Genomic DNA, 21342 nt, shown 5'->3' with positions numbered 1-21342 from the left:
TTTGCAGCGCCTTGTGACTTTCAGTATTACGAGGACTTCTCATGCAAAGCAACGTCTCCACGCACGGCATGGCCGTTGCGCCCCACCATCTTGCCAGCCAGAGCGCGCTGGCGGTGCTGCGCGAAGGCGGCAGCGCGATTGAAGCGATGGTCGCGGCGGCGGCCACCATCGCCGTGGTTTACCCCCACATGAACGGGCTGGGCGGCGATGGCTTCTGGCTTATCGTGCCGCCAGAAGGCGACCCCATCGCCATTGACGCCAGCGGCGCGGCGGGATCGCGCGCGACGCTTGCCGCCTACGACGGGCAGACGCACATTCCTCATCGCGGACCGCAGGCGGCGCTAACCGTCGCCGGCACGGTGAGCGGCTGGGACGAGGCGCTGAAAGTCTCCCGCGAGATGACCGGCAAGTCGCTGCCGCTGGCCCGCCTGCTGGCTGACGCCATTGACTATGCGCAAAACGGCACCCCGGTCACGGCCTCACAGGCCCATGCCACGGCCAGTAAATTCGACGAACTGAAGGCCATCCCCGGCTTCGCGGAAACGTGGCTGGTGAACGGTAAGCCGCCGCAGGTCGGGAGCCGTTTTTACCAGCCCGCCATGGCCTCAACCCTGACGCGCCTCGTAGAGGACGGTCTGGACAGCTTTTATCGCGGCCCGCTGGCGAACGTGCTGGCGCACGGTATGGAGACGCTGGGCATGCCCGTGAAGCTGGCCGATCTTAACGCGCACGTTGCCCGGCGCACCGCGCCGCTGAAGCTGCAGCATCAGCAGGGGGAGATCTTTAACCACGCCCCGCCGACGCAGGGGCTGGTCTCGCTGGCGATACTCGGCATCACCGACCGCCTGAATATGGCGGAGGCCGACGACGCGGACACCATTCACCGCATCGTTGAAGCCACCAAGCTGGCCTTTGGCCTGCGCGATGCCCACATTACCGACCCGCGTGAGCTGAAAACCGAGATTCAGAAACTGCTGGATCCCGCCGCCCTGCAGGCGCTTGCCGACAGGGTTGACGACGGCCACGCCGCGCCGTGGGGAACCGGAAAAGGGCCCGGCGATACGGTGTGGATGGGGGTGATGGATAACAGCGGGCTTGCCGTGTCGTTTATCCAGAGTATTTATCACGAATTCGGCAGCGGCGTGGTGTTGCCCGATACCGGCATCGTCTGGCAGAACCGGGGAGCGTCGTTCAGCCTCGACCCCGCTCATCTTCTGGCCCTCGCGCCGGGCAAACAGCCTTTCCATACCCTGAACCCGGCGGCGGCGCGTCTTAAGGACGGGCGCGTAATGGTCTACGGATCGATGGGCGGTGACGGACAGCCGCAAACCCAGGCCGCGCTCTTTACCCGCTACGTGGTTCAGGGCGTGCCCTTGCAGGAAAGCATTTCCCGCCCGCGCTGGCTGCTGGGGCGCACCTGGGGACAAACCTCAGACACGTTAAAGCTGGAAGGACGCTTTACCGCAGAGACGGTCTCACGGCTTCAGGTACTCGGACATGAGGTAGAAATATTCCCTGACTTCAGTGAAGCGATGGGCCACGCGGGCGCGATTGTCCGCCACCCCAACGGGCTGTTTGAAGGGGCGTTTGACCCGCGCAGCAACGGCGCGGCCGCAGGATACTGAGGAGAAAACAATGACGACACAACAACCCGACTGGCAGGAGTATCTTGCGCAAATGGAGTCCGTGCTCGGCGTGACGCTGGACGATGCACGCCGCGCCGAGCTGCAGTTGCAGTTCAGCCGCATTGCCAGCATGGCCGCCCCGCTGATGGCGCTGCCGCTCGACGACCGTCTGGAGATCGCAGGAGTGTATAAAGCATGACGCTACACGAGATGAGTATCAGCGACATTCAACAGGCGCTGAGCGCGGGCGAGCTGAGCGCCCATGAGATTGCCCGCCAGACGCTGGAGGCGATTGGGCGCGTTAATCCGCAGATCAATGCCTGGACCACCGTGACGGAAGCACGCATGCTCACCGAGGCCGAGAACATCGACACCCTGCGCCGCGAAAAGCGCCCCCTGCCGCCGCTGGCGGGCGTGCCCTACGCGGTGAAAAACCTGTTCGACGTTGCCGGACACACCACCCTCGCGGGCGCCGAGCTGTTCAGCCAGCGCCCCGCTGCGGCCGCTGACAGCTTCGCCGTGCGCCAGCTGCGCAGCGCGGGCGGGCTGCTGTCCGGGATGGTGAATATGGACGCCTACGCCTACGGCTTTACCACCGAGAACAGCCACTACGGCGCGACGCGTAACCCGCACGACCTGACGCGCATTGCGGGCGGGTCTTCTGGCGGTTCAGCCGCCGCCGTAGCCGCCGGGCTGGTGCACTTTTCGCTCGGCACCGACACCAACGGGTCGATTCGCGTTCCGGCCTCGCTGTGCGGCATCTATGGTCTCAAGCCCACCTTTGGCCGCCTGTCACGATCCGGCAGCCATCCGTTTGTCGCGAGCCTGGATCATATCGGCCCCTTCGCCCGCCGCGTGTGCGACCTGGCGTCCGTGTACGACGCGCTGCAGGGCCGGGACAGCAGCGACCGTTTTCAGGCAGAGAGCTCGCGCGAGCAGACGCGCCCCCTGCTAGACCGCGGGCTTGACGGCCTGCGCTGCGCGGTGCTCGGCGGCTACTTCACCACCTGGTGCGACGCACAGGCCAGAGACGCCGTGGCGCGGGTGGCGAAGGCGCTCGACGTGCAGGATGAGCTGCAGTTTCCGGACGCCGAGCTGGCGCGCTCCGCGGCGTTTATCATCAGCGCCTCCGAAGGGGGAAATCAGTACCTGCCCGCGCTTCGCCGCGAGCCCGAGCGCTTTGAGCCGCACTCCCGCGAGCGACTGCTGGCAGGCGCGATGGTCCCCTCCGCCTGGTATATTCAGGCCCAGCGGTTCCGCGCGCAGGCGCGGCAGGCGTTTCACGCACTGTTTGCCCAGGCCGACGTGCTGATCGCCCCCGCGACGCCGCGCAGCGCCACGCGGATCGGCGAGCAAACCATGGAGATTAACGGTCAGCCGCTCCCCATCCGCGCCAGCATGGGGATGCTGACCCAGCCGATTTCATTTTTGGGCCTGCCCGTGACCACCGTTCCGCTGCGCACCGCACATGGCGCGCCGATTGGCCTGCAGCTGATTGCCGCGCCGTTTAACGAGCAGGCCTGCCTGCGCGTCGCGCGCGTGCTGGAAGAGAGCGGCATCACCGATGCCCGCCCGGCGGAGGTTGCAGCATGATCAATCACGATGACATTAACCTGCCGTGGGTGGTTGCCGAGGTGACCGCCGCGTTTTATCGCTATGAAGACGCGCTGGTGAGTAACAACATTGCCGTGCTGGACGAGCTGTTCTGGCACGACAAAAACACGGTGCGTCTGGGGGCGGGTGAAAATCTGTACGGTATCGATGAAATCCGCGCCTTTAGGGCGGCGCGCCCGTCTGCCGGGCTTCAGCGGACGCTGCGCCACACCGTGATTACCACCTTCGGGGAGGATTATGCCGTGTGCAGCACCGAGTTTACCCGTGAAGGTACGGAGCGGATTGGCCGCCAGCAGCAGACGTGGGTAAGGTTTGCCTACGGGTGGCGCATTGTTGCGGCGCAGGTGAGTTTGATGGTGTAGACCGGGTAAGGCGCAGCCGCCACCCGGCAAAACATCGCACAATTACTTCTGAAACGGATGCACTTCCCGCCAGTGGTCGGCAATCTGCTGGCGGGTACAGACCCACACCCGATCGTGCTGCTGCACGTAATCCAGAAACCGTTGCAGCGCGCGAAAACGCCCCGGCCTTCCCAGCAGGCGGCAGTGCATGCCGATGGACATCATCTTTGGCGCGCTCTCCCCCTCCTCGTACAGCACGTCAAAGCTGTCCTTCAGGTACGTATAAAACTGCTCGGCGGTGTTAAACCCCTGCGCGGTCGCGAAGCGCATGTCGTTCGCATCCAGCGTATACGGCACGATCAGGTGCGGTTTACGGGTGCCGTCGCCGCAGGCCACTTCCGTCCAGAAGGGCAAATCATCGCCGTAGTAGTCGCTGTCGTAGTCAAAACCACCGTGCTCCACCACCAGCTGGCGGGTATTGGGGCTGTCGCGCCCGGTGTACCAGCCGGTTGGCGGCTTGCCGAACAGGTCGGTCAGAACCTGCACCGCCTTATGCAGATGTTCGCGCTCCTGGCTGATGTCCATATTCTGATAGTGGATCCAGCGCCAGCCGTGGCTTACCACGTCGTAATCCGCGGCCTTGATCGCCTCAACAATCTCCGGGTGACGCGCCAGCGCCATCGCCACGCCAAAGACCGTCAGCGGCAGGTCGCGTTTTTGAAATTCATTGTGGATCCGCCAGAACCCGGCGCGACTGCCGTATTCGTAAAGGGAGTCCATCGACATATGTTTGTTCGGATAGCTGGCCGCGCCGATGATGTCCGACAGGAACTGCTCGGACCCGGCATCGCCGTGCAGAACGTGGTTTTCCGCCCCTTCTTCATAATTGAGCACAAACTGCACCGCGATACGCGCCTGATTCGGCCACCGCGCGTTTGGCGGGTTGCCCGCGTAGCCGCGCAGATCCCGCGGATAATCCTGTTCGAAAAGCCCCATACCACCCCCAAAAGTTAAAATGGATTCAATGCCTGAAAATGCCCGCTTAACGGTTTGTTCTCCGGGAAGGCCAGATCCCCATGCTTGCTGGTCGAGAGCCCCAGCGCCACCAGCGATTCCACCATCTTCACCGCCGCGCTGACGCCGTCGATCACCGGCACGCGCAGCTCGCGGGTCAGCTCCTGCGCCAGCGTCGCCATGCCGCCGCAGCCGAGCACGATGGCGCCGCAGCCATCCTCTTTCAGCGCCTGTATACAGCGCGCGCGTACCTTCTCCTGCGCCAGACCGCTGCCGTCCTCCAGCGCCAGCACAGGAAAGTCGATGGCGTGCAGCGCTGCGCAGTGGTCCTGAAAGCCATACTGGTGCAACAGATGGCGGGCAATAATCAGCGTGCGCGGCAGCGTGGTGACCACCGAAAAGCGCGTCGCGACCAGCGTCGCCATATGCATGGCAGCTTCGGCAATGCCGATAACCGGCCCCTGCGCCAGCTCGCGCGCCGCCAGCAGTCCCGGATCGCCAAAGCAGGCAATCACGTGACCGTCCACGCCCTGCTCCCTGCCTTTTTTGATCTGTTCCAGGACACCAACGGCGGCGATGGCCTCATCAAAGTGGCCTTCTATAGACGGCACGCCCGCGCCCGGACAGACCGCGAGGATCTCCGTTCCCGGTGCCGCCACCGCGCGGGCCGCCGCGCCGATGGTTTCCGTCATCGCGAGGCTGGTGTTGGGGTTGATCACTTGTATACAGACAGACATTACGACTCCTTGTGGCCGGCAAACAGCCGGGCAAAATCAGGCAGGCACTCGCCCGCCCGCTCGAAGCAGAGGCTGGCAACGATGTGTTCAAAATGGTGCATGAGGGCATCGCTTAGCGGCTGCAGCGCCTTCTGACGCAGCAGATCTACAAGCTGTTCGTGGTCGTTGCAGCGGCAGCCCTGACGCCACGGCGCGCCCCAGGTAGCAATCACCAGCGAGGAGCGCTGGCTCAGGCTTGTCACCATCTCCGTCAGCACCTGGTTGCCGGAGATGGCCTGCAGCTGAATGTGGAAACTGGCGGAATGTCGGATTGCCGCCGGGCCGTCGTACGCCTCGTGCGCCTGCTGCTCCTGACGAATAATGGCCTCCAGCGCGGCAAGGTGCGGCGGCTGACAGTGCGCCAGCACGTCCGGCAGGTTAGCGACCTCCAGCAGCGCGCGGGTGCGGAAGATGTGCCGCGCCTCTTCCACCGTCGGGCTGGCGACGTGTGCACCACGTTTGGGCGTCAGGGTGACCATTTGCACAGCGGCGAGTCGTTGAAGCACCTTGCGGATGCCCGTGCGGCTCACGCCAAACACATCGACCAGCGCCTCTTCCGGCAATTTGCTCCCCGGCAGCAGCTGATGTTCGACAATCGCGGTCATCAGCGCCTGGAAGATGGTTTCGTCTTTGTCATGCAGGTCTGGCGCGGTCTGCAGGGCGTTTATGTTGTTCATTCACCACTCCGAATTTTACTTTCCGTTATCGAATCGTATACATAAAAATAAAATATTGTATACAAGATTTATTATTTTGGCCTGGATCCTGCAACACCGTTTGCACTCCCACTCAACGGGTTTTCATTCACAGGAGCAGGTTTCATGCCAAACAGTCAAAACGCACAGCAGGGTACGGCCGCTGATTCCGGTGCGGTTTACAGCCCACGTCTTTGCAATGAGGATCTGGCACCGACGCGTGACCAGAACTGGAGCTGGTACAACATCTTTTCTTTCTGGATGTCCGACGTTCACAGCATGGGGGGTTACGTTGTTGCCGCGAGCTTCTTTACGCTCGGGCTGGCAAGCTGGCAGGTGCTGCTCTGCCTGCTGATGGGGATCTGCATTGTGCAGCTGTGCGCCAACCTGGTAGCCAAACCGAGCCAGATGGCGGGCGTGCCCTATGCGGTGATCAGCCGTCAGGCGTTTGGCGTCTTCGGGGCCAATATTCCGGCGGTGATCCGCGGGCTTATCGCCTTTGCGTGGTACGGCATCCAGACCTGGCTTGCCGCCAACGCGCTGATGCTGGTGGTGCTGAAGTTCTGGCCTTCTCTGGCGAGCCTTACCACCGGTGCCTTCCTGGGCCTGTCGCCGCTGGGCTGGATCTGCTTTGCCATCATGTGGGTCCTGCAGGCGATGGTCTTCTGGCACGGCATGAACGCCATTAAGCGCTTTATTGATATCGCCGGTCCGGCGGTCTATGTGGTGATGCTGGCCCTTGCGGGCTGGATTGTATACAAGACCGGTTTTGACGGGATCTCTTTCACCCTCGCCAGCAAATCCCTGAGCGCGGGCGAGCAAACCTGGCAGATGATCACCGCGACCGCGCTGGTGGTCTCCTACTTCTCCGGCCCGCTGCTCAACTTTGGCGACTTCTCCCGCTACGGCAAAAGCATGGGTGAGATCCGCCGCGGCAACCGCTGGGGGCTGCCGTTTAACTTCCTGTTGTTCTCCATCGTCACCGTGGTGATTGTCTCCGGCACCCAGTCGCTGTTTGGCCGCATGATCACCGACCCGATCGAAACCGTCAGCCGCGTAGGTAACGATCTGGCCGTGGCGATTGGCCTGCTGACGATGATCACCGCCACCATCGGGATCAACATCGTCGCGAACTTTGTCTCACCGGCGTTTGATTTCTCTAACTGCTCGCCGCAGAAGATCAGCTTCCGCACCGGGGGGATGATTGCCGCCGTCGGCTCGATCCTGCTCACCCCGTGGAACCTGTTCAACTCGCCGGAGCTCATCCATTACACCCTGGACGTGCTCGGGGCGTTTATCGGCCCGCTGTTCGGCATTCTGATTGCCGATTTCTACCTGATTAAGCGCGGCAAGGTGTCGGTAGACGATCTGTTCGACGACACGCCAAAGGGCAAATACTGGTACCGCAACGGCTTTAACCCGAAGGCCATTGGCGCGCTGATCCCATCCGTTGCCGTAGGTCTGGTGATTGGCTTTATCCCGGCCCTGCATGAAGTGGCAAACTTCAGCTGGTTTATCGGCGTCTTCCTCGGCGGCGTGACCTACCGCTGGCTGGCGCGGGAAGAGCGCGAGACGGCAGGCGCGGCCTCGTTCAGCTCCCGCGTAGCGACGCAAAAAGAGTAACCCCTCCTTCCGGCCGCAGTTTATCTGCGGCCCGTTCATTCTGGCACCGTTCTTGCTGAGCTTTTTCACCCCGCTACGCAAACACTAAGGCAGGACCCACGATGGAATACCAGACTGCGATACGCGGTGCATTTTTCGATATCGCCCAGGTCTGCGACAGCGCAGACGCGATTGCCCAACACGCCCGCTACCTTGAGGACGGGCTGCTGTTTATCCAGAACGGAAAAATTCTGGCGCACATGGCGTGGCAGGAGGGCGAGCAGTATCTCGACCCCCACAAAGGCTACACGGACCTGCGCGGCAGGCTGCTGCTGCCCGGTTTTGTCGACACCCACATTCATTATCCACAAACGGAGATGATCGGCGCCTTCGGCGAACAGCTGCTGGAGTGGCTAACCACCTACACCTTCCCGGTGGAGAGCCAGTTTGCCGATGAAGCCTACGCGAAAGAGATCGCCGAATTTTTCATTAACCAACTGGTGAGCAACGGCACCACCACCGCGCTGGTGTTTTGCACGCTGCATCCGCAATCGGTCGAAGCGCTGTTTACCGAAGCCCTGCGCCTCAACATGCGCCTTATCGCCGGAAAGGTGATGATGGACCGGCACGCGCCGGACTACCTGAGCGAAGATGCAAAGCAGAGCTACCGGCAGACGCGGGAGCTGATCCAGCGCTGGCATCAACGGGGTCGGCTGGGGTATGCCATTACGCCGCGCTTTGCCCCAACGTCCTCACCCGAGCTGCTCGCCGCGGTCAGCCTGCTCAGAGAGGAGTTCCCGGATACCTGGCTGCAGACCCATCTCAGCGAAAACCCAAACGAAGTGGCCTGGGTGAACGATCTCTGGCCGGAGCACGAGCGCTATCTGGACGTATATCACCACTACGGCCTGACCGGCGAGCGCAGCGTGTTTGCCCACGCGATCCATCTGCACCACAGCGAGTGGCAGTGCCTGCACGACACCGGTTCAGCGGTGGCGTTTTGCCCCACCTCGAACCTGTTTCTCGGCAGCGGGCTGTTTCGCCTGCCCGCCTGCTGGCAGCACAAGGTGCGGATGGGCATCGGCACCGACGTCGGCGCGGGCACCACCTTCAGTATGCTGCGCACCCTGGGAGAAGCCTACAAGGTCGGCCAACTGCAGAGCTACCGCCTGCGCGCCAGCGAGGCGTTTTATCACGCCACGCTGGGCGGCGCGCACGCCCTCAGGCTGGACGATAAGATTGGCAACTTCGCCCCCGGCAAAGAGGCGGATTTCGTGGTTATCGATCCTGACGTGACGCCGCTGCAGCGCCTGCGCAATCGCCGCTGTCAGGATATCTACGAGCAGCTATTTGTGCTGATGACCCTGGGCGACGAGCGCAACATCAGTGAGACCTGGGTCAACGGCGAGCGGGTGTGGTCAACTGCCCCGGTAGGTTGACCACCCGCCTGGCGCAATCACAAACGGCAGATGGAAGTGCTCGTCTGCCGCTTCTCCCGTCACAAACTCAATTTGCGCGCAGGGGTAGATCGTCTCCCGGCCGGTTGCGCGAAACCACCCGCCGATCTCCGCCACCAGCCGATAGCGGCCTGCTGGCAGGAAAGGGACAAATTCGATGATGCGACCATTAGCGTTGGTCACGCCCGTCGCCATGATTTCGCCCTCCCGTTCAAGGTGAACCGTCACGCCCGCGGCGGGTTTGCCCGTTGAAATATCGAGAATATGGGTGCTGAGCGTGCTCATTCGCTAATCACTCCTTCCAGCCGCAGCAGCGTAATTTCCCGCAGCTGTTCCAGCGCCGCCTGAACTTCCTGCGCGTCGCTGTTCTCCAGCCGCGCATTCAGTATCTGTAAAATGTCTTCGCCGCTTCGGCCCTTCGCGCGGATCAGAAACACCCGGCCGAAGCGGGCCTCGTAGCGGGCGTTACCCTCGCGCAGCGCCTGCGCAAGCGCCGCGTCCCGGTCATTCACCGCGCCCTGCTCCTGGCGCGACAGCGCCGCCTCAACCTGTGCACCCGCGGGCTTTTCGCCGATGCGCGGGTGCGCGCTCAGGGCTTGCGCTAACGCCACTTCGTCCCAGCGCTGCATCAGCGCCTGCGCCGCGATCGTCAATTCACTCCGGCTCGGGTAAGGCCGTCCATAAACCAGCGCCTCAGCCCAGCCGGGGAGCGCCACGCAGGGGGTGAGCAGCGCGAGAGCCTCTTTCTCAGGAAGATGATTGAAGTCGTGCAGTGCGATCATAGTGTCTCCTTTATTGTCCTCCTCCGGGTTGTTGCACAAACCACGCCACTCTTGTCGCCGATGTGAAACAGTCGATTCTGTATGGCTGGACAGGAAATTATTGATTCATAAAAAGGCATATTCACCGTGTTTGCGCACCTTAGCAGTGCAAACTCACCTCCCACAACGCCGTTTTCGCCACTCTGCAGCCTGGTACGCAAATTGCTGAATGTTTTTACACCCTGCAAAAGGAGAGAAGCATGAAAGCAATCGTCATTGGCGCGGGTATTGGCGGCCTGAGCGCTGCCGTCGCGCTAAAGAAAGCGGGCATCGACTGTACCGTGTTCGAAGCCGTAAAAGAGATCCGGCCCGTCGGGGCGGCCATCTCCATCTGGCCTAACGGCGTGAAGTGTATGCAGCACCTCGGCATGGGCGACATTATCGAAACCTACGGCGGCCCGATGCGTTTTATGGCCTACAAGGATTACCGGCGCGGCGACACCCTGACCCGCTTTAGCCTCGCCCCGCTGGTTGAGCGTACCGGCGGGCGCCCCTGCCCCGTCTCGCGCGCTGAACTCCAGCGCGAAATGCTGGACTTCTGGGGTCGCGACAAGGTGCAGTTCGGCAAGCGCGTGGAACACGTCCACGAAGACGACGCGGGCGTAAGCGTGACCTTTACCGATGGCACCACGGCAACAGGCGATTTTGTGATTGCCGCCGACGGCAGCCACTCGGCGGTTCGTCCGTACGTGCTGGGCTATACCCCGGAGCGCCGCTACGCCGGATACGTGAACTGGAACGGGCTGGTGAAGATTGATGAAGAGATTGCCCCGGCGCACCAGTGGACCACCTTCGTTGGCGAGGGTAAACGCGTGTCGCTGATGCCCGTCTCCGGCGGTCGTTTCTACTTCTTTTTTGACGTGCCGCTGCCCGCGGGCCTGGCGGAGGATCGCACCACCCTGCGCGCCGATCTCACGGGCTACTTCCGCGGCTGGGCGCCGCCGGTGCAGAAGCTTATCGCCGCGCTGGATCCCGATACCACCAACCGCATTGAAATCCATGACATCGAGCCGTTCGACAGCCTGGTGCGCGGCAACGTCGCGCTGCTCGGCGATGCCGGGCACAGCACCACGCCGGATATCGGCCAGGGCGGTTGCGCGGCCATGGAGGACGCCGTGGTGCTGGGCGAATGCCTGCGTGAAAACCACAACATTACGCTGGCGCTGCGGCAGTACGAAGCCCTGCGCTGCGACCGGGTGCGTGACCTGGTGCTGAAAGCGCGTAAACGCTGCGACGTCACCCACGGGAAAGATATGGCGTTGACGCAGGCCTGGTATCAGGAACTCAAAGAGGAGACCGGGGAACGCATTATCAACGGTCTGTGCGAGACCATTCAGGGCGGCCCGTTAGGCTGAACAAGAGGGACAACGATGAAAAGAGAACCGACACCACCCGCCCACTGCACGTTTGAGCCAGAGGACTGGCTGCGCCTGGCGAAATGCTGGCATCCGGTTGCGCGCGCCTGCGACGTCGGCCCGGCCCCCGTCAAGGCCACCCTGCTGGATGAACAGCTGGTGATTTACCGAATTAACGACCAGGTCGTGGTTGCCCGGGACGTGTGTCCGCACCGCGGCGTGCCGCTGACGCTCGGCTTTCACGACGAGCACGGGATTATCTGCCCCTACCACGGCTTACGCTTTGGTGAAGACGGGCGCTGCAACCGTATTCCGTCCAGCCCCGACCAGCCCGTTCCGGCGAAGCTGAACCTGATTAACTACGCGGTGGAAGAACGCTTCGGCCTGATCTGGACCTGCCTGGCGTTTGACCCGGACAATCCCGTGCCGCTGCCCACCATGCCGCACTGGAGCGACGACGGATTTCAGCAGATCAACTGCCCGGCGTTTGAGGTGAACGGCTTCGCCGGGCGCCAGGTGGAGGGGTTTCTGGATGTTGCCCACTTTGCGTGGATCCATACCGATACCTTTGCCGATCCCAATAATCAGCTTGTCCCTATCTATCAGCCGCAGGAGACGCCCTTCGGTTTCGTGGCCGATTACTGGAGTTCCGTGAGCAACTATCCCGCCAGTTCACCCGTGCAGGCGCCAGAAGGGTTCCAGTGGCTGCGCCATTTTGAAATGCATCTGCCGTTTACCGCCACCCTGACGATTCATTTTCCGGGTGAATCGCGGCTGGTGATTATGAACGCCGCCTCGCCCGTCTCGTCACGGGTGACCCGCATGTTCGCGCCCATCGCGCGCAACTTTGATCTGCATATTCCGGTGGAGGAGGTGCATGCCTTTAACCTGCGCATTTTTGAAGAGGATCGCCTGATGGTCGAAACCCAGCGCCCGGAAAGTCTGCCGCTGGATCTCACTCTGGAAGCCCATATTCCGGCAGATAAGAGTTCGATTGCCTACCGTCGGGGACTGAAGAAGATGGGCTTTGGCGAATTTTTCCTGGTATGACGGAGGCCAATATGCTGAACGTGATCGTTGACGGGCTGTGGCGCGAGGGGGATAAAAGCCTCGCCGTCAGGCTGGTGGCCGAAACCGGCGACGCGCTACCGGCGTGGCAACCCGGCGCACACATTGATGTCCACCTGCCCTGCGGCGTGGTCCGCCAGTACTCTCTGACCGGGGCATGTGGCGACGAGAGCTATCTTATCTGCGTGGGGCGAGAAGCCGCCTCGCGCGGCGGGTCGCGCTACGTTCACGAAATGCTGCGTCCGGGACAGAGGCTTTCAATCTCGGCCCCGCGCAATCTGTTTCCGCTGCATCAGGCTGAGCGGGTATTGCTGCTGGCAGCAGGGATTGGCATTACGCCGCTGTATGCGATGGCATTGCAGCTGAAAGCGACCGGAACGCCGTTTACGCTGCACTATTACGTCAGAACCCGGGAAAGCGCGGCGTTTGCGCGCGAACTCTCGCAGTGCGGTGACTGCATTATTCATACCAGCACCCCGCGAACCACGCTGGCGGAGCATTTCCCCGCACCTGAAGCGGGGCTGCACGCGTGGGTATGCGGACCTGCGGGGTTTATGGAGAAAGCGCGCGAGGTGGCGGCGGCGAAAGGATGGAATGACGCCCATATCCACAGCGAGGCGTTTCAGCCCGCTCCCCCTGTCACAAGCGGCGTCGCAGGCGAGATCTTTACGGTCAAACTTGCCTCCACCGGCGAGCGCTGGCCGGTGCCTGCGGATAAGACCATCGCTCAGGTATTACAGGAAAACGGCGTGGACGTGCCGCTGTCCTGCGAAATGGGGATCTGCGGCGCCTGCCTGACGCCGGTGATTGACGGCGTGGTGGACCACAGGGATAGCGTGCAGTCGGAGGCAGAAAAAAGCGCGGCTGACCAGCAGGTGGCGCTCTGCTGTTCGCGGAGTCACTCCGGGGAGCTGGTGATTGCGCTGTAAAACGAAAAAACCCTGCGATATTGCTATCGCAGGGTTTTCGAATTTGGCGGAAGCGTAGAGATTCGAACTCTAGAACCCTTTCGGGTCGCCGGTTTTCAAGACCGGTGCCTTCAACCGCTCGGCCACGCTTCCAAAGTGAGGCGCACTATAAACATCTATTAGCGCCTTGTAAAGCAGGAATTTTTCTATTTTTGCCTGCAGGCGTTTGACTGCGCAAAAAGTCACCCGGACACTTTCCTGCCCTCCCCCCTTCCCCCCTTGTACATACCGTTACACAGCAACGCTCATCCTTTTAAATCACCGTGGTATAGAATGCCAAAAAAAATAGACGGCCATGTGTTTTGTAATGGTAATAAATCCGGGTAATGCGGGTTTTAACGCATTACTGTCATAGCGCCTTACTGGTTGATGATGAAAATCAAAAATACGTTTTGTTTACATATCCTGATGGCCGTTTTGGCCATTTTAGTCCTGAGTTTTCACCCGCTGGTGACAAGCTTTGATCCGCCGCTTAAATTCCAGCCGCTGATCAAGTCCATGGCAGGGACGACAAAAGAACAGGCGGAAAAAATAGCCACAATTTCTCATGCTTTAGAAGGGAATGCTATTTTCTTCCTTGGTGCGTCTGAGGTCGCCACCTCAGAAGAGGAACATTACGCCGTATTTAATTATTTTAATAAGCAATTGCACCAGCCCGTCGTGGCCTATGGCGATGCGTTTGTCGATGACGAAACGCAATTTTTACTTCTCTCGCGTTTTAAAGATAGCCTTAATGCAAACAGCAAAGTGGTGCTGCTTCTGGCGCCTGACGGCTTTTATTCAAAAGGCCTGCCGCCCGCTATCTATGCGGATAATTTTCCGGGCTCGATTTTTAATCCCCTGATGAAGGATCCGCAGGCGCGCCCGTTCCTGGTTAATTACCTGAAGCATATTGATGCGAAAGAGATAAGCCATTTAACCTTCGGGCAAATGCGTGTGTATGGCTGGCATCCGGCGCTGATGTGGAACGAGCTGAGTTTTCAGTTTGCAAACTTCTGCACCCTGATTAAAAACGACTGGCTGTCGCTGCTCAACATCAGGCCACAGACGGCGCAGCCCTGGCCTCAGCAGCCAACCGCCCGTCTTTCCCCTGACTGGGATAAAGCGCTGGCGAATGCCCGCGAGTTGAATAAAAAACGCCATCAGAGCGCGGCCACGCTGTGGATGGACAAAACGATTTACGACGAGGACGGTAAGCCGCAGCAGTGGGATGACACGCCGGTGGTGCCGGGGCAGTTCGCCGCGTTCAGGAAAACCGTTCAGCTTTTGAAAGCGCATCACGTGCAGGTGATTGCTATCGTCGACCCGGTTAACCCCTGGGCGCTTTACAATACCGACACCTTCCGCCCGTTCGATAAGCAGATTCAAACCATTCTGAAAGAGAACCAGATCCCGTATTTGGATATGTACGCCATGCCGTATCAGAACGGCTGGAACTGGGATCGTCTGCACCCTACCGAACTGGCCTGGGTGCCAATGCTTCGCTTTATTGCACAGAGTTTTAAATAATGAAAATCGCGATCCGTCTTTTTTGCCTTTATTTACTGCTGGCGATCACCGTCGTTGCATGGACCGCTGTCGATGACAGCATGAGTATGCAGCTGCATTTTGAATATCAAAAATTCTGAGGCGAAATGATGTACAGCTCAGGAATGTTTTTTGTCTGTTTATTTTCATCCGCGCTGGTGTTTGCGATGGTTAATCGTGTTTTACGCCACCGTCTGACCTGGCTAGTTTCCTTATCCGTGGTGACAGCATTAGGCTGGGGTTATATTTTTCAGGGCAATTACAGTGTTCCCGTGGCCGTCTTTTGCTGGTTTTATCTTGTCGCCACGTTAAAAGAAAAAGGCAGATTAAAAACCTGGCAGGCGGTCGTTTTAACGCTGCTGCCTCTGGTTCTGGTGAAATTACATTTTAATTATCACCTAGGCACAATCGGTCTCTCTTTTATGACCTTCCGCGCTGTGGATGTACTGCTGTATCGCAGTAAAAAAGAGGGCCAGAATTTCCTGCACTATTTCTGCTATCTCTTTATGCCCTTTATTATTCTGGCCGGCCCGATGTATCGCTGGCGGACATGGATGAGCGATGTGAATAAGCCGGCATTTATCCTGAACCGCGAGCAGTTTTTAACGGCGCTGGAGCAAATTATTACCGGCATCATTCAGAAGTTCCTGTTTGCCATGCTGATCGATTCGCTCGTCGTGCAGCCCTGGAGCCATAAGCCGTTTACCCTGACCGTGGGCGTGGTGATGTCGATTGCCTACAGCGCCTATCTGTACTTCGATTTTGCGGGCTACAGCAATATGGCCATCGGCGCGGGTCGGCTGTTTGGGCTGAATATTCCGGCAAACTTCAACATGCCGCTTCTTGCAAAGAACCCGCAGGATTTCTGGCGCCGCTTCCACATCAGCCTGTCCGAATGGCTGCGCGACGTGGTCTTTATGCCCGTCTATATGAACCTGATGAAGTTTAACTTTTTCCGCCAGAACAAAACGCTGGCGCAAAATATCGGTATTTTTTGCACCCTGTTCTGCATGGGGGCGTGGAATGGCCTGGAACGCCATTACGTCATCAGCGGCGCGCTGTTTGGCGCGATTTCCGTCGCGCACAACATGCTGCTGTGGTCAGCCAAACGCAGCCCAACGTTACACCGCGGATTGCAGTATCCGGCCGTTGCGTTTTTGGGACGAATTCTGACGCTGGGAAGCGCCGCAGGATCCCTTTACATCTTCAGTGGAATGTCACCTCTATGAAAAATCACTCCGATCTTCAGGAACTGCAGGATTTCTTGCGTGCGGCACTGCGCGATCCCGCCTCCCCGCAGCAGCTGGCCATCAGCGGCAGCGACGAAACCTTAAGCTGGCTCCAGCTTTCCTCTGCCGTGACGGACTGGGCAGAGCGTTATCGACGCTGCCAGCCCGCAGACGGTACGCCGATCGTGCTGTACGGCCATCAGCAGGCCGAGTTCACCGTGGCGATCTATAGCTGCCTGCTGCACAACATTCCGTACATCCCGGTGGACTGCATTTACCCGCAGGAGCGGCTTCGCGAGATCTGCAACCTGACCGGCGCCCCTTACTACTACGACGTGGCGACGCGGCAGTTCATCGCCACCGGCGAGGCGGGCAAGGTGCTGGAGGAGCAGGATCTGGCCTATATCATGTTTACCTCAGGCAGCACCGGAAAACCGAAAGGCGTGCAGATTGGACGTGAAAGCGTATGGCACTTCATGAAGTGGGTCAGCCAGGACTTTTCGCTGCCGGAAAAACCGGTGCTAATGAACCACGCGGTGTTCAGCTTTGACCTCTCCCTGATCCCTCTGCTGGCGAACCTGGCGATGGGAGGCCACATCGTGCTGAATGCCAAAGAGGATATCCAGAAAGAGAACTGGCTCGAGCGACTGCAAAGCAACGCGGTCTCCGCCTGGGTTTCCACCCCCTCTTTTGCCTACCAGCAACTGCTTTCTCCGCACTTTAACAGCGAGTATTTGCCTGCACTTAACGTCTTTATCTTCATTGGCGAAGTGCTCAATAAAGCGCTGGTGAAACAGCTCCGCCGCCGTTTCCCGCAGGCCAAAATCATCAACTCCTATGGCCCAACGGAAGCGACCATTGCGACAACCGTGGTTGAGATCACGGATGAGATCCTTAACAGCGACAGCGCGGTGCTGCCGGTGGGCGTGATGATGCCGGACAGCAGAATGGAAATTTCCGCCGAGGGCGAGCTGATTATCTGGGGCAAAAACGTCATGCGCGGCTATTTAGGCCTGCCGGAGGAGAACGCGGCAAAACTGCTGCGTCGGGAAAATGATGCGTTCCGCGGCTACCGGACCGGCGATCTGGGTTATGAAGACGGGCTCATCTACTGCCAGGGCCGCAACGACAGCCAGGTCAAGCTGAATGGCTACCGCATCGAGATCGGCGAGATTGAAAACCGCCTGCTGGCCATGTCCGGCATCAGCGAAGCGGTGGTGATGCCGCTGATGAAACCCTGCGGTAGCGTGCTGCGCATCGCCGCGTTCTGCGTGACGGAGCTGGCACCGGATGCAATCAAAACCTCGCTGGCAAACGTGGTGCCCCACTACATGGTGCCTTCACAAATTATCGTAAAAGACGCTTTGCCGCTAAATCCTAACGGCAAAATTGACCGCAAGCTGCTGGACGCTTACGCCCGCACACATTAATTATCCCAGGAAAAATGATGGAACACGATATTCTCGCCCTGTTTGAAAAAGTGTTATCCCGCAAGGTTGGCTTTCACGATGAGCTGATTGAATCCGACATTCTCGACTCTATTCTGGCAGTCGACATGGTGCTGGAGGTACAGGACGTTTACGGCTGTATGATCCCGCCTACCGACGTGGCGACGGTGCTGAAAACCCCGGCCGATCTCGCCCGTTATATTGAAGAGAACCGTTAACGCCTCCTCCTCTGATGGCTCTGGGACTCACTCCAGAGCTCATCATTCGCTTTCCCCTTCTGGATACCATTCACACGAATGAAACCCACCGGTTTTACTATTTCTCCTACACTTTAGGGGTACTGTCGGTACGGGAAACAAAACAAGCCAACATCATGAAGACAATAATGGTTCGCTCTGCGCTCAGCCAGCGATCGTTGCGTCTTTAACAGAGGAGTCTGCGGTATGGCATTCGTAACAACGAAAGACGGCGTCAATATTTACTACAAAGACTGGGGTCCGAAAGAGGCTCAGCCCATTGTTTTCCATCACGGCTGGCCATTGAGTGCCGATGACTGGGATAACCAGATGCTCTTCTTCCTTGCGGAAGGCTATCGCGTTATCGCAATCGACCGCCGTGGTCACGGGCGTTCGGACCAGGTCAGCGAAGGGCACGATATGGATCATTATGCGGCTGACGCGTCGGCCGTGGTCGAAAGCCTGGATCTGCACAATGCGGTGCACGTCGGCCACTCAACCGGCGGTGGCCAGGTGGCCCGCTATGTTGCGAAGTACGGCCAGCCGCAGGGGCGCGTTGCCAAAGCGGTGCTCGTGAGCGCCGTTCCACCGTTGATGGTGAAAACAGAAAACAACCCCGGCGGGACACCTGTAGAGGTTTTCGACGGCTTCCGTAAAGCGCTGGCCGCGAATCGCGCCCAGTTTTACCTCGACGTCGCCAGCGGTCCTTTTTATGGGTTTAACCGGGCTGGGGCCGAGGTTTCACAGGGCACCATTCAGAACTGGTGGCGTCAGGGCATGATCGGCAGCGCCAAGGCCCACTACGAGGGGATTAAGGCGTTTTCAGAAACCGACCAGACGGAAGATTTAAAAACCATCACGGTTCCCGTTCTGGTGATGCAGGGCGACGACGATCAGGTCGTGCCGTATAAGAATGCTGCCCTGCTGCAGGATAAGTTGCTGGCGAACAGCGTACTGAAAATTTATCCGGGCTTCCCGCACGGGATGCATACCACCCACGCGGATACCATTAATGCGGACATTCTGGCCTTTATCCGTTCATAAACCTCGCCTTTCTTGCCGGGTGGCGCTACGCTTACCCGGCCTACATTCTGCAATAATATTAAGACGTTGCACGTTTCATTGGAAGCCTGTGCCAGCGAAACGCCGCCGGGCGCTAACGCTGTTTAGCCCGAGGGGATTACACACCGAGAGATACTGACTGGAGCTTTTTATGCATGAAAACTATACCGTAGTTGAAACCGTCCCCTCCGCAGAAGCGTTTTGCCGCCTGCGCGAAATCTCGGGTCTTAGCCCTCGTCCGCTGGAGGCAGCACGCAAAGCGCTGCCTGGCAGTTGTTATGGCATGCATATTTTGTGTGAGGGAAAACCCGTGGGTATGGGGCGAATCGTGGGAGACGGTGCGTTGAATTTTGATATTGTCGACGTCGCCGTTGACCCTCTTCATCAGGGAAAGGGGCTCGGTAGACTCATCATGGAAACGCTTGTGGCATGGCTGGATAACAATGCCTGTAGAGGGGCCTACGTTTGTTTAATGGCGGATGTCCCCGAGCTGTATTCTAAATTTGGCTTCACTCTCGTTCGCCCGGCAAGCGAAGGAATGGCCAGAATCTGGTAAAAGGCAACTCTGAGATAAGACGAAAGAAAAACCCCAGCTTAACGAGTAAGCTGGGGTTTATATCTGGCGGAAGCGCAGAGATTCGAACTCTGGAACCCTTTCGGGTCGCCGGTTTTCAAGACCGGTGCCTTCAACCGCTCGGCCACACTTCCTGAGTGAGGCGAACTATAAACACCTCACCGCATGCTGTAAAGAGTGGCTGCAATCGTTCGCTTTAAAATTAGCCAAAATGTGCTTAATCGGTTGAACTGACAACACATCGGCGATTTTATCAGCATAAAATCCAGCCCTCTCGCTTAGTGCTTTTTGATGTACATATCTTTTGTGAAATAGTACCCCAGCTTATCCGGCGTAAAGCCACCCACCCACGGTTTCACCAGGTGCGTACGGACGTAGTGATAAACCGGAATGGCAGGCACATCACGGCCCAACAGGTCTTCCGCCTGCTGGTAGAACTTACCCCGCTCTGCCGGCGTTTTGGCCTTTGCGGCGTTGATCAAGGCTTGATCGTAGTCCGGGTTGCTGTACTGGCTGGTGTTTTCACTGTCGCCGGTACGGAAGTTGTTCAGGAAGGTCGCCGCGTCGTCGTAGTCTGCAATCCAGGCGTAGCGCACCGCGTCAAAGTTGTGGGTGTGCATGGTATCCAGCATAGTTTTCCACTCCTGATTTTGCAGCTTCGCGTCTACGCCGAGGTTTTTCTTCCACATAGAGCTGGCCGCAATCGCGATGCGCTGGTGCGATTCAGAGGTGTTATAGAGCAGGTTGAAGCTCAGAGGATGGCTTTCGTTATACCCAGCCTCGTTGAGCAGTTTTTTCGCCTCAGCAATACGCTTGTCGAGCGGCCAGCTGGCGTAATCCGGATTCTGCAGCTTGACCCCGCCGATGTCCGGCTGGCTAATCAGCCACGCCGGGCGCTGCCCCTGCCCCATTACCTTCTCAGCGATGATGTCTTTATCCAGCGCCATGTTCAGCGCCTTGCGCACGCGGGCATCGTTGAACGGCGGACGGGTGGTGTTGAATTCGTAGTAATAGGTCGCCAGCTGCGGGGAGACGTCCAGCTGGCTGCCCAGCGTTTTCTTCAGCTGAGCAAACTGGTTAATGGGTACCGTATAAACAATATCAATTTCGCCCGCTTTATAGCGGTTCACATCCGAGGCCTCGGAGGTGATCGGCAGATAGGTGACTTTGTTAATAACGGTATGCGCGTTATCCCAGTAGCGCGGGTTACGCTCCGCCACAATGCGTTCGTTGACCACCCACTGGGACAGCTTATACGCTCCGCTGCTGACGAAATGCTCCGGTTTGGTCCACTTTTCGCCGAAACGGCCAATCAGCACTTTATCCACCGGCACCAGCGACGGGTGCGCCAGCATCGCCAGGAACGCCGCGTTGGGCTGGGTGAGCGTCACTTCCAGCGTGGTATCGTTAATTGCTTTTACGCCCAGCGTGTCGGGGGATTTTTTCCCCTGAGCGATATCGGCCGCGTTGACGATATGCATGTTGCCGGGATAGCTGGCGTACGGTGAAACGGTTTTTGGATCAACCAGGCGCTGCCAGCTCCAGACCACATCCTCAGCGGTAATGGCCGTCCCGTCGCTCCAGGTGATGCCCGGACGTAAGTGGAACGTCCAGACGGTGTTGTCCTTGTTCTCCCATTTTTCAGCCAGCCGGGGTTGGATTTCTCCTGACGGGGAGACGCTCACCAGCCCTTCGAATAAATCGCTGATAATATTGAATTCGACATCGCTTTCGACTTTGTGCGGGTCGAGCGAGGCCGGTTCGCTGCCATTGTTTCTGACCAGTTCCTGTTTTTCGGCCAGCGCTGTTCCTGCCGGCACGTTAGCCGCCCAGGTCGCCGTGCTGGCGCACAGGATCCCGGCGGTGAGTAAAGAGAGCGTAAAGCGCGTGCGTGTTTGTGGTTTCATTTCCTTCGCCTTATTGTCTGTTT

General features: G+C 59.0%; 20 protein-coding genes, 2 tRNA genes and 1 pseudogene. 15 read left to right on the top strand and 8 right to left on the bottom strand.

Going from position 1 to position 21342, the window contains the following annotated elements; translation table 11 throughout:
- Nucleotides 1–41: 41 nt before the first annotated feature.
- From hpxW to hpxZ, 4 genes are read left to right on the top strand one after another with little or no spacing between them, the layout of a single operon-like run.
- Nucleotides 42–1625, top strand: a complete 1584-nt coding sequence (gene hpxW / locus IM273_RS15165) for an oxamate amidohydrolase (RefSeq protein WP_193051302.1) — start codon at nt 42–44, stop codon at nt 1623–1625.
- Between the two features lie 10 nt (nt 1626–1635).
- On the top strand, nt 1636–1824 hold the full coding sequence (gene hpxX, locus IM273_RS15160; protein WP_193051300.1) for an oxalurate catabolism protein HpxX: 189 nt from the start codon (nt 1636–1638) through the stop codon (nt 1822–1824).
- Nucleotides 1821–3218: an AtzE family amidohydrolase gene (locus tag IM273_RS15155; protein WP_193051298.1), complete on the top strand. Its 1398-nt coding sequence runs from the start codon at nt 1821–1823 to the stop codon at nt 3216–3218. Before hpxX ends, IM273_RS15155 begins: the two co-directional genes overlap by 4 nt.
- On the top strand, nt 3215–3601 hold the full coding sequence (gene hpxZ, locus IM273_RS15150; protein WP_048960335.1) for an oxalurate catabolism protein HpxZ: 387 nt from the start codon (nt 3215–3217) through the stop codon (nt 3599–3601). The genes IM273_RS15155 and hpxZ overlap by 4 nt, the downstream gene beginning before the upstream one ends.
- Before the next feature lie 42 nt (nt 3602–3643).
- Here the strand turns inward: hpxZ and puuE are convergent, their stop codons facing one another.
- The 3 genes and pseudogenes from puuE to IM273_RS15135 form a co-directional block, all read right to left on the bottom strand.
- Entirely contained in the window at nt 3644–4543 is a 900-nt protein-coding gene (puuE, locus tag IM273_RS15145; RefSeq protein ID WP_370551844.1) for an allantoinase PuuE, read from the bottom strand.
- Nucleotides 4461–5331 (bottom strand): annotated as a pseudogene (gene hpxA / locus IM273_RS15140) (allantoin racemase). Before hpxA ends, puuE begins: the two are co-directional and overlap by 83 nt.
- Nucleotides 5331–6047: a GntR family transcriptional regulator gene (locus tag IM273_RS15135; protein WP_193051292.1), complete on the bottom strand. Its 717-nt coding sequence runs from the start codon at nt 6045–6047 to the stop codon at nt 5331–5333. The pseudogene hpxA and the gene IM273_RS15135 overlap by 1 nt, the downstream one beginning before the upstream one ends.
- A 144-nt stretch (nt 6048–6191) precedes the next feature.
- Between IM273_RS15135 and IM273_RS15130 the strand changes: the two genes are divergently transcribed.
- Together IM273_RS15130 and guaD are read left to right on the top strand one after the other, a co-directional pair.
- Complete coding sequence (locus tag IM273_RS15130) at nt 6192–7688, top strand: NCS1 family nucleobase:cation symporter-1 (RefSeq protein ID WP_193051290.1); 1497 nt, start codon at nt 6192–6194, stop codon at nt 7686–7688.
- Between the two features lie 101 nt (nt 7689–7789).
- Nucleotides 7790–9106, top strand: a complete 1317-nt coding sequence (gene guaD / locus IM273_RS15125) for a guanine deaminase (protein ID WP_193051288.1) — start codon at nt 7790–7792, stop codon at nt 9104–9106.
- Here guaD and uraH read toward each other — a convergent pair.
- Together uraH and uraD are read right to left on the bottom strand one after the other, a co-directional pair.
- Nucleotides 9086–9409: a hydroxyisourate hydrolase gene (uraH, locus tag IM273_RS15120; RefSeq protein ID WP_193051286.1), complete on the bottom strand. Its 324-nt coding sequence runs from the start codon at nt 9407–9409 to the stop codon at nt 9086–9088. The genes guaD and uraH overlap by 21 nt on opposite strands.
- Nucleotides 9406–9906, bottom strand: coding sequence for a 2-oxo-4-hydroxy-4-carboxy-5-ureidoimidazoline decarboxylase (gene uraD, locus IM273_RS15115; RefSeq protein ID WP_193051284.1), 501 nt, complete (start codon nt 9904–9906; stop codon nt 9406–9408). Before uraD ends, uraH begins: the two co-directional genes overlap by 4 nt.
- A gap of 239 nt (nt 9907–10145) precedes the next feature.
- Between uraD and hpxO the strand changes: the two genes are divergently transcribed.
- Genes hpxO through IM273_RS15100 form a run of 3 tightly spaced genes read left to right on the top strand, consistent with a single transcriptional unit; the run spans nt 10146 to nt 13297 of the window.
- Entirely contained in the window at nt 10146–11300 is a 1155-nt protein-coding gene (gene hpxO / locus IM273_RS15110) for an FAD-dependent urate hydroxylase HpxO (protein ID WP_048958408.1), read from the top strand.
- Between the two features lie 15 nt (nt 11301–11315).
- Nucleotides 11316–12350, top strand: coding sequence for a molybdenum cofactor-independent xanthine hydroxylase subunit HpxD (gene hpxD, locus IM273_RS15105; RefSeq protein ID WP_048960328.1), 1035 nt, complete (start codon nt 11316–11318; stop codon nt 12348–12350).
- Between the two features lie 11 nt (nt 12351–12361).
- On the top strand, nt 12362–13297 hold the full coding sequence (locus IM273_RS15100) for a PDR/VanB family oxidoreductase (protein WP_193051283.1): 936 nt from the start codon (nt 12362–12364) through the stop codon (nt 13295–13297).
- A gap of 44 nt (nt 13298–13341) precedes the next feature.
- Here the strand turns inward: IM273_RS15100 and IM273_RS15095 are convergent.
- Nucleotides 13342–13429: transfer RNA gene (locus IM273_RS15095), tRNA-Ser, on the bottom strand.
- Nucleotides 13430–13708: 279 nt separating this feature from the next.
- Here IM273_RS15095 and IM273_RS15090 point away from each other — a divergent pair.
- From IM273_RS15090 to IM273_RS15065, 6 genes are all read left to right on the top strand, one after another.
- On the top strand, nt 13709–14845 hold the full coding sequence (locus IM273_RS15090; RefSeq protein WP_063437629.1) for a D-alanyl-lipoteichoic acid biosynthesis protein DltD: 1137 nt from the start codon (nt 13709–13711) through the stop codon (nt 14843–14845).
- 128 nt (nt 14846–14973) lie between these two features.
- Nucleotides 14974–16092: an MBOAT family O-acyltransferase gene (locus IM273_RS15085; RefSeq protein WP_193051328.1), complete on the top strand. Its 1119-nt coding sequence runs from the start codon at nt 14974–14976 to the stop codon at nt 16090–16092.
- On the top strand, nt 16089–17522 hold the full coding sequence (locus tag IM273_RS15080; RefSeq protein ID WP_193051282.1) for an AMP-binding protein: 1434 nt from the start codon (nt 16089–16091) through the stop codon (nt 17520–17522). The genes IM273_RS15085 and IM273_RS15080 overlap by 4 nt, the downstream gene beginning before the upstream one ends.
- A gap of 17 nt (nt 17523–17539) precedes the next feature.
- On the top strand, nt 17540–17758 hold the full coding sequence (locus tag IM273_RS15075) for an acyl carrier protein (protein ID WP_028012621.1): 219 nt from the start codon (nt 17540–17542) through the stop codon (nt 17756–17758).
- 225 nt (nt 17759–17983) lie between these two features.
- Complete coding sequence (locus IM273_RS15070) at nt 17984–18820, top strand: alpha/beta fold hydrolase (protein ID WP_059356828.1); 837 nt, start codon at nt 17984–17986, stop codon at nt 18818–18820.
- 169 nt (nt 18821–18989) lie between these two features.
- A complete protein-coding gene (locus IM273_RS15065; protein ID WP_047368238.1) occupies nt 18990–19394 on the top strand; it encodes a GNAT family N-acetyltransferase in 405 nt (134 codons plus the stop codon).
- Nucleotides 19395–19458: 64 nt separating this feature from the next.
- On the opposite strand, the gene IM273_RS15060 is transcribed toward IM273_RS15065, so the two are convergent.
- A tRNA-Ser gene (locus tag IM273_RS15060) sits at nt 19459–19546 on the bottom strand.
- 144 nt (nt 19547–19690) lie between these two features.
- Nucleotides 19691–21319, bottom strand: coding sequence for an ABC transporter substrate-binding protein (locus tag IM273_RS15055; RefSeq protein WP_028012619.1), 1629 nt, complete (start codon nt 21317–21319; stop codon nt 19691–19693).
- Nucleotides 21320–21342: the final 23 nt, after the last annotated feature.

The sequence above is a fragment of the Enterobacter cloacae complex sp. P13B genome (assembly GCF_014895915.1).
Classification (GTDB): Bacteria; Pseudomonadota; Gammaproteobacteria; order Enterobacterales; family Enterobacteriaceae; genus Enterobacter; species Enterobacter bugandensis.
Note: the sequence above shows the minus strand (reverse complement) of the source record. Positions and strands in the feature narration are given on the sequence as shown.

Coding starts and splice junctions, on each gene's coding strand:
- hpxW (WP_193051302.1), top strand. CDS start 42: ATGCAAAGCAACGTCTCCACGCACGGCATGGCCGTTGCGCCCCACCAT.
- hpxX (WP_193051300.1), top strand. CDS start 1,636: ATGACGACACAACAACCCGACTGGCAGGAGTATCTTGCGCAAATGGAG.
- IM273_RS15155 (WP_193051298.1), top strand. CDS start 1,821: ATGACGCTACACGAGATGAGTATCAGCGACATTCAACAGGCGCTGAGC.
- hpxZ (WP_048960335.1), top strand. CDS start 3,215: ATGATCAATCACGATGACATTAACCTGCCGTGGGTGGTTGCCGAGGTG.
- IM273_RS15135 (WP_193051292.1), bottom strand. CDS start 6,047: ATGAACAACATAAACGCCCTGCAGACCGCGCCAGACCTGCATGACAAA.
- IM273_RS15130 (WP_193051290.1), top strand. CDS start 6,192: ATGCCAAACAGTCAAAACGCACAGCAGGGTACGGCCGCTGATTCCGGT.
- guaD (WP_193051288.1), top strand. CDS start 7,790: ATGGAATACCAGACTGCGATACGCGGTGCATTTTTCGATATCGCCCAG.
- uraH (WP_193051286.1), bottom strand. CDS start 9,409: ATGAGCACGCTCAGCACCCATATTCTCGATATTTCAACGGGCAAACCC.
- uraD (WP_193051284.1), bottom strand. CDS start 9,906: ATGATCGCACTGCACGACTTCAATCATCTTCCTGAGAAAGAGGCTCTC.
- hpxO (WP_048958408.1), top strand. CDS start 10,146: ATGAAAGCAATCGTCATTGGCGCGGGTATTGGCGGCCTGAGCGCTGCC.
- hpxD (WP_048960328.1), top strand. CDS start 11,316: ATGAAAAGAGAACCGACACCACCCGCCCACTGCACGTTTGAGCCAGAG.
- IM273_RS15100 (WP_193051283.1), top strand. CDS start 12,362: ATGCTGAACGTGATCGTTGACGGGCTGTGGCGCGAGGGGGATAAAAGC.
- IM273_RS15090 (WP_063437629.1), top strand. CDS start 13,709: ATGAAAATCAAAAATACGTTTTGTTTACATATCCTGATGGCCGTTTTG.
- IM273_RS15085 (WP_193051328.1), top strand. CDS start 14,974: ATGTACAGCTCAGGAATGTTTTTTGTCTGTTTATTTTCATCCGCGCTG.
- IM273_RS15080 (WP_193051282.1), top strand. CDS start 16,089: ATGAAAAATCACTCCGATCTTCAGGAACTGCAGGATTTCTTGCGTGCG.
- IM273_RS15075 (WP_028012621.1), top strand. CDS start 17,540: ATGGAACACGATATTCTCGCCCTGTTTGAAAAAGTGTTATCCCGCAAG.
- IM273_RS15070 (WP_059356828.1), top strand. CDS start 17,984: ATGGCATTCGTAACAACGAAAGACGGCGTCAATATTTACTACAAAGAC.
- IM273_RS15065 (WP_047368238.1), top strand. CDS start 18,990: ATGCATGAAAACTATACCGTAGTTGAAACCGTCCCCTCCGCAGAAGCG.
- IM273_RS15055 (WP_028012619.1), bottom strand. CDS start 21,319: ATGAAACCACAAACACGCACGCGCTTTACGCTCTCTTTACTCACCGCC.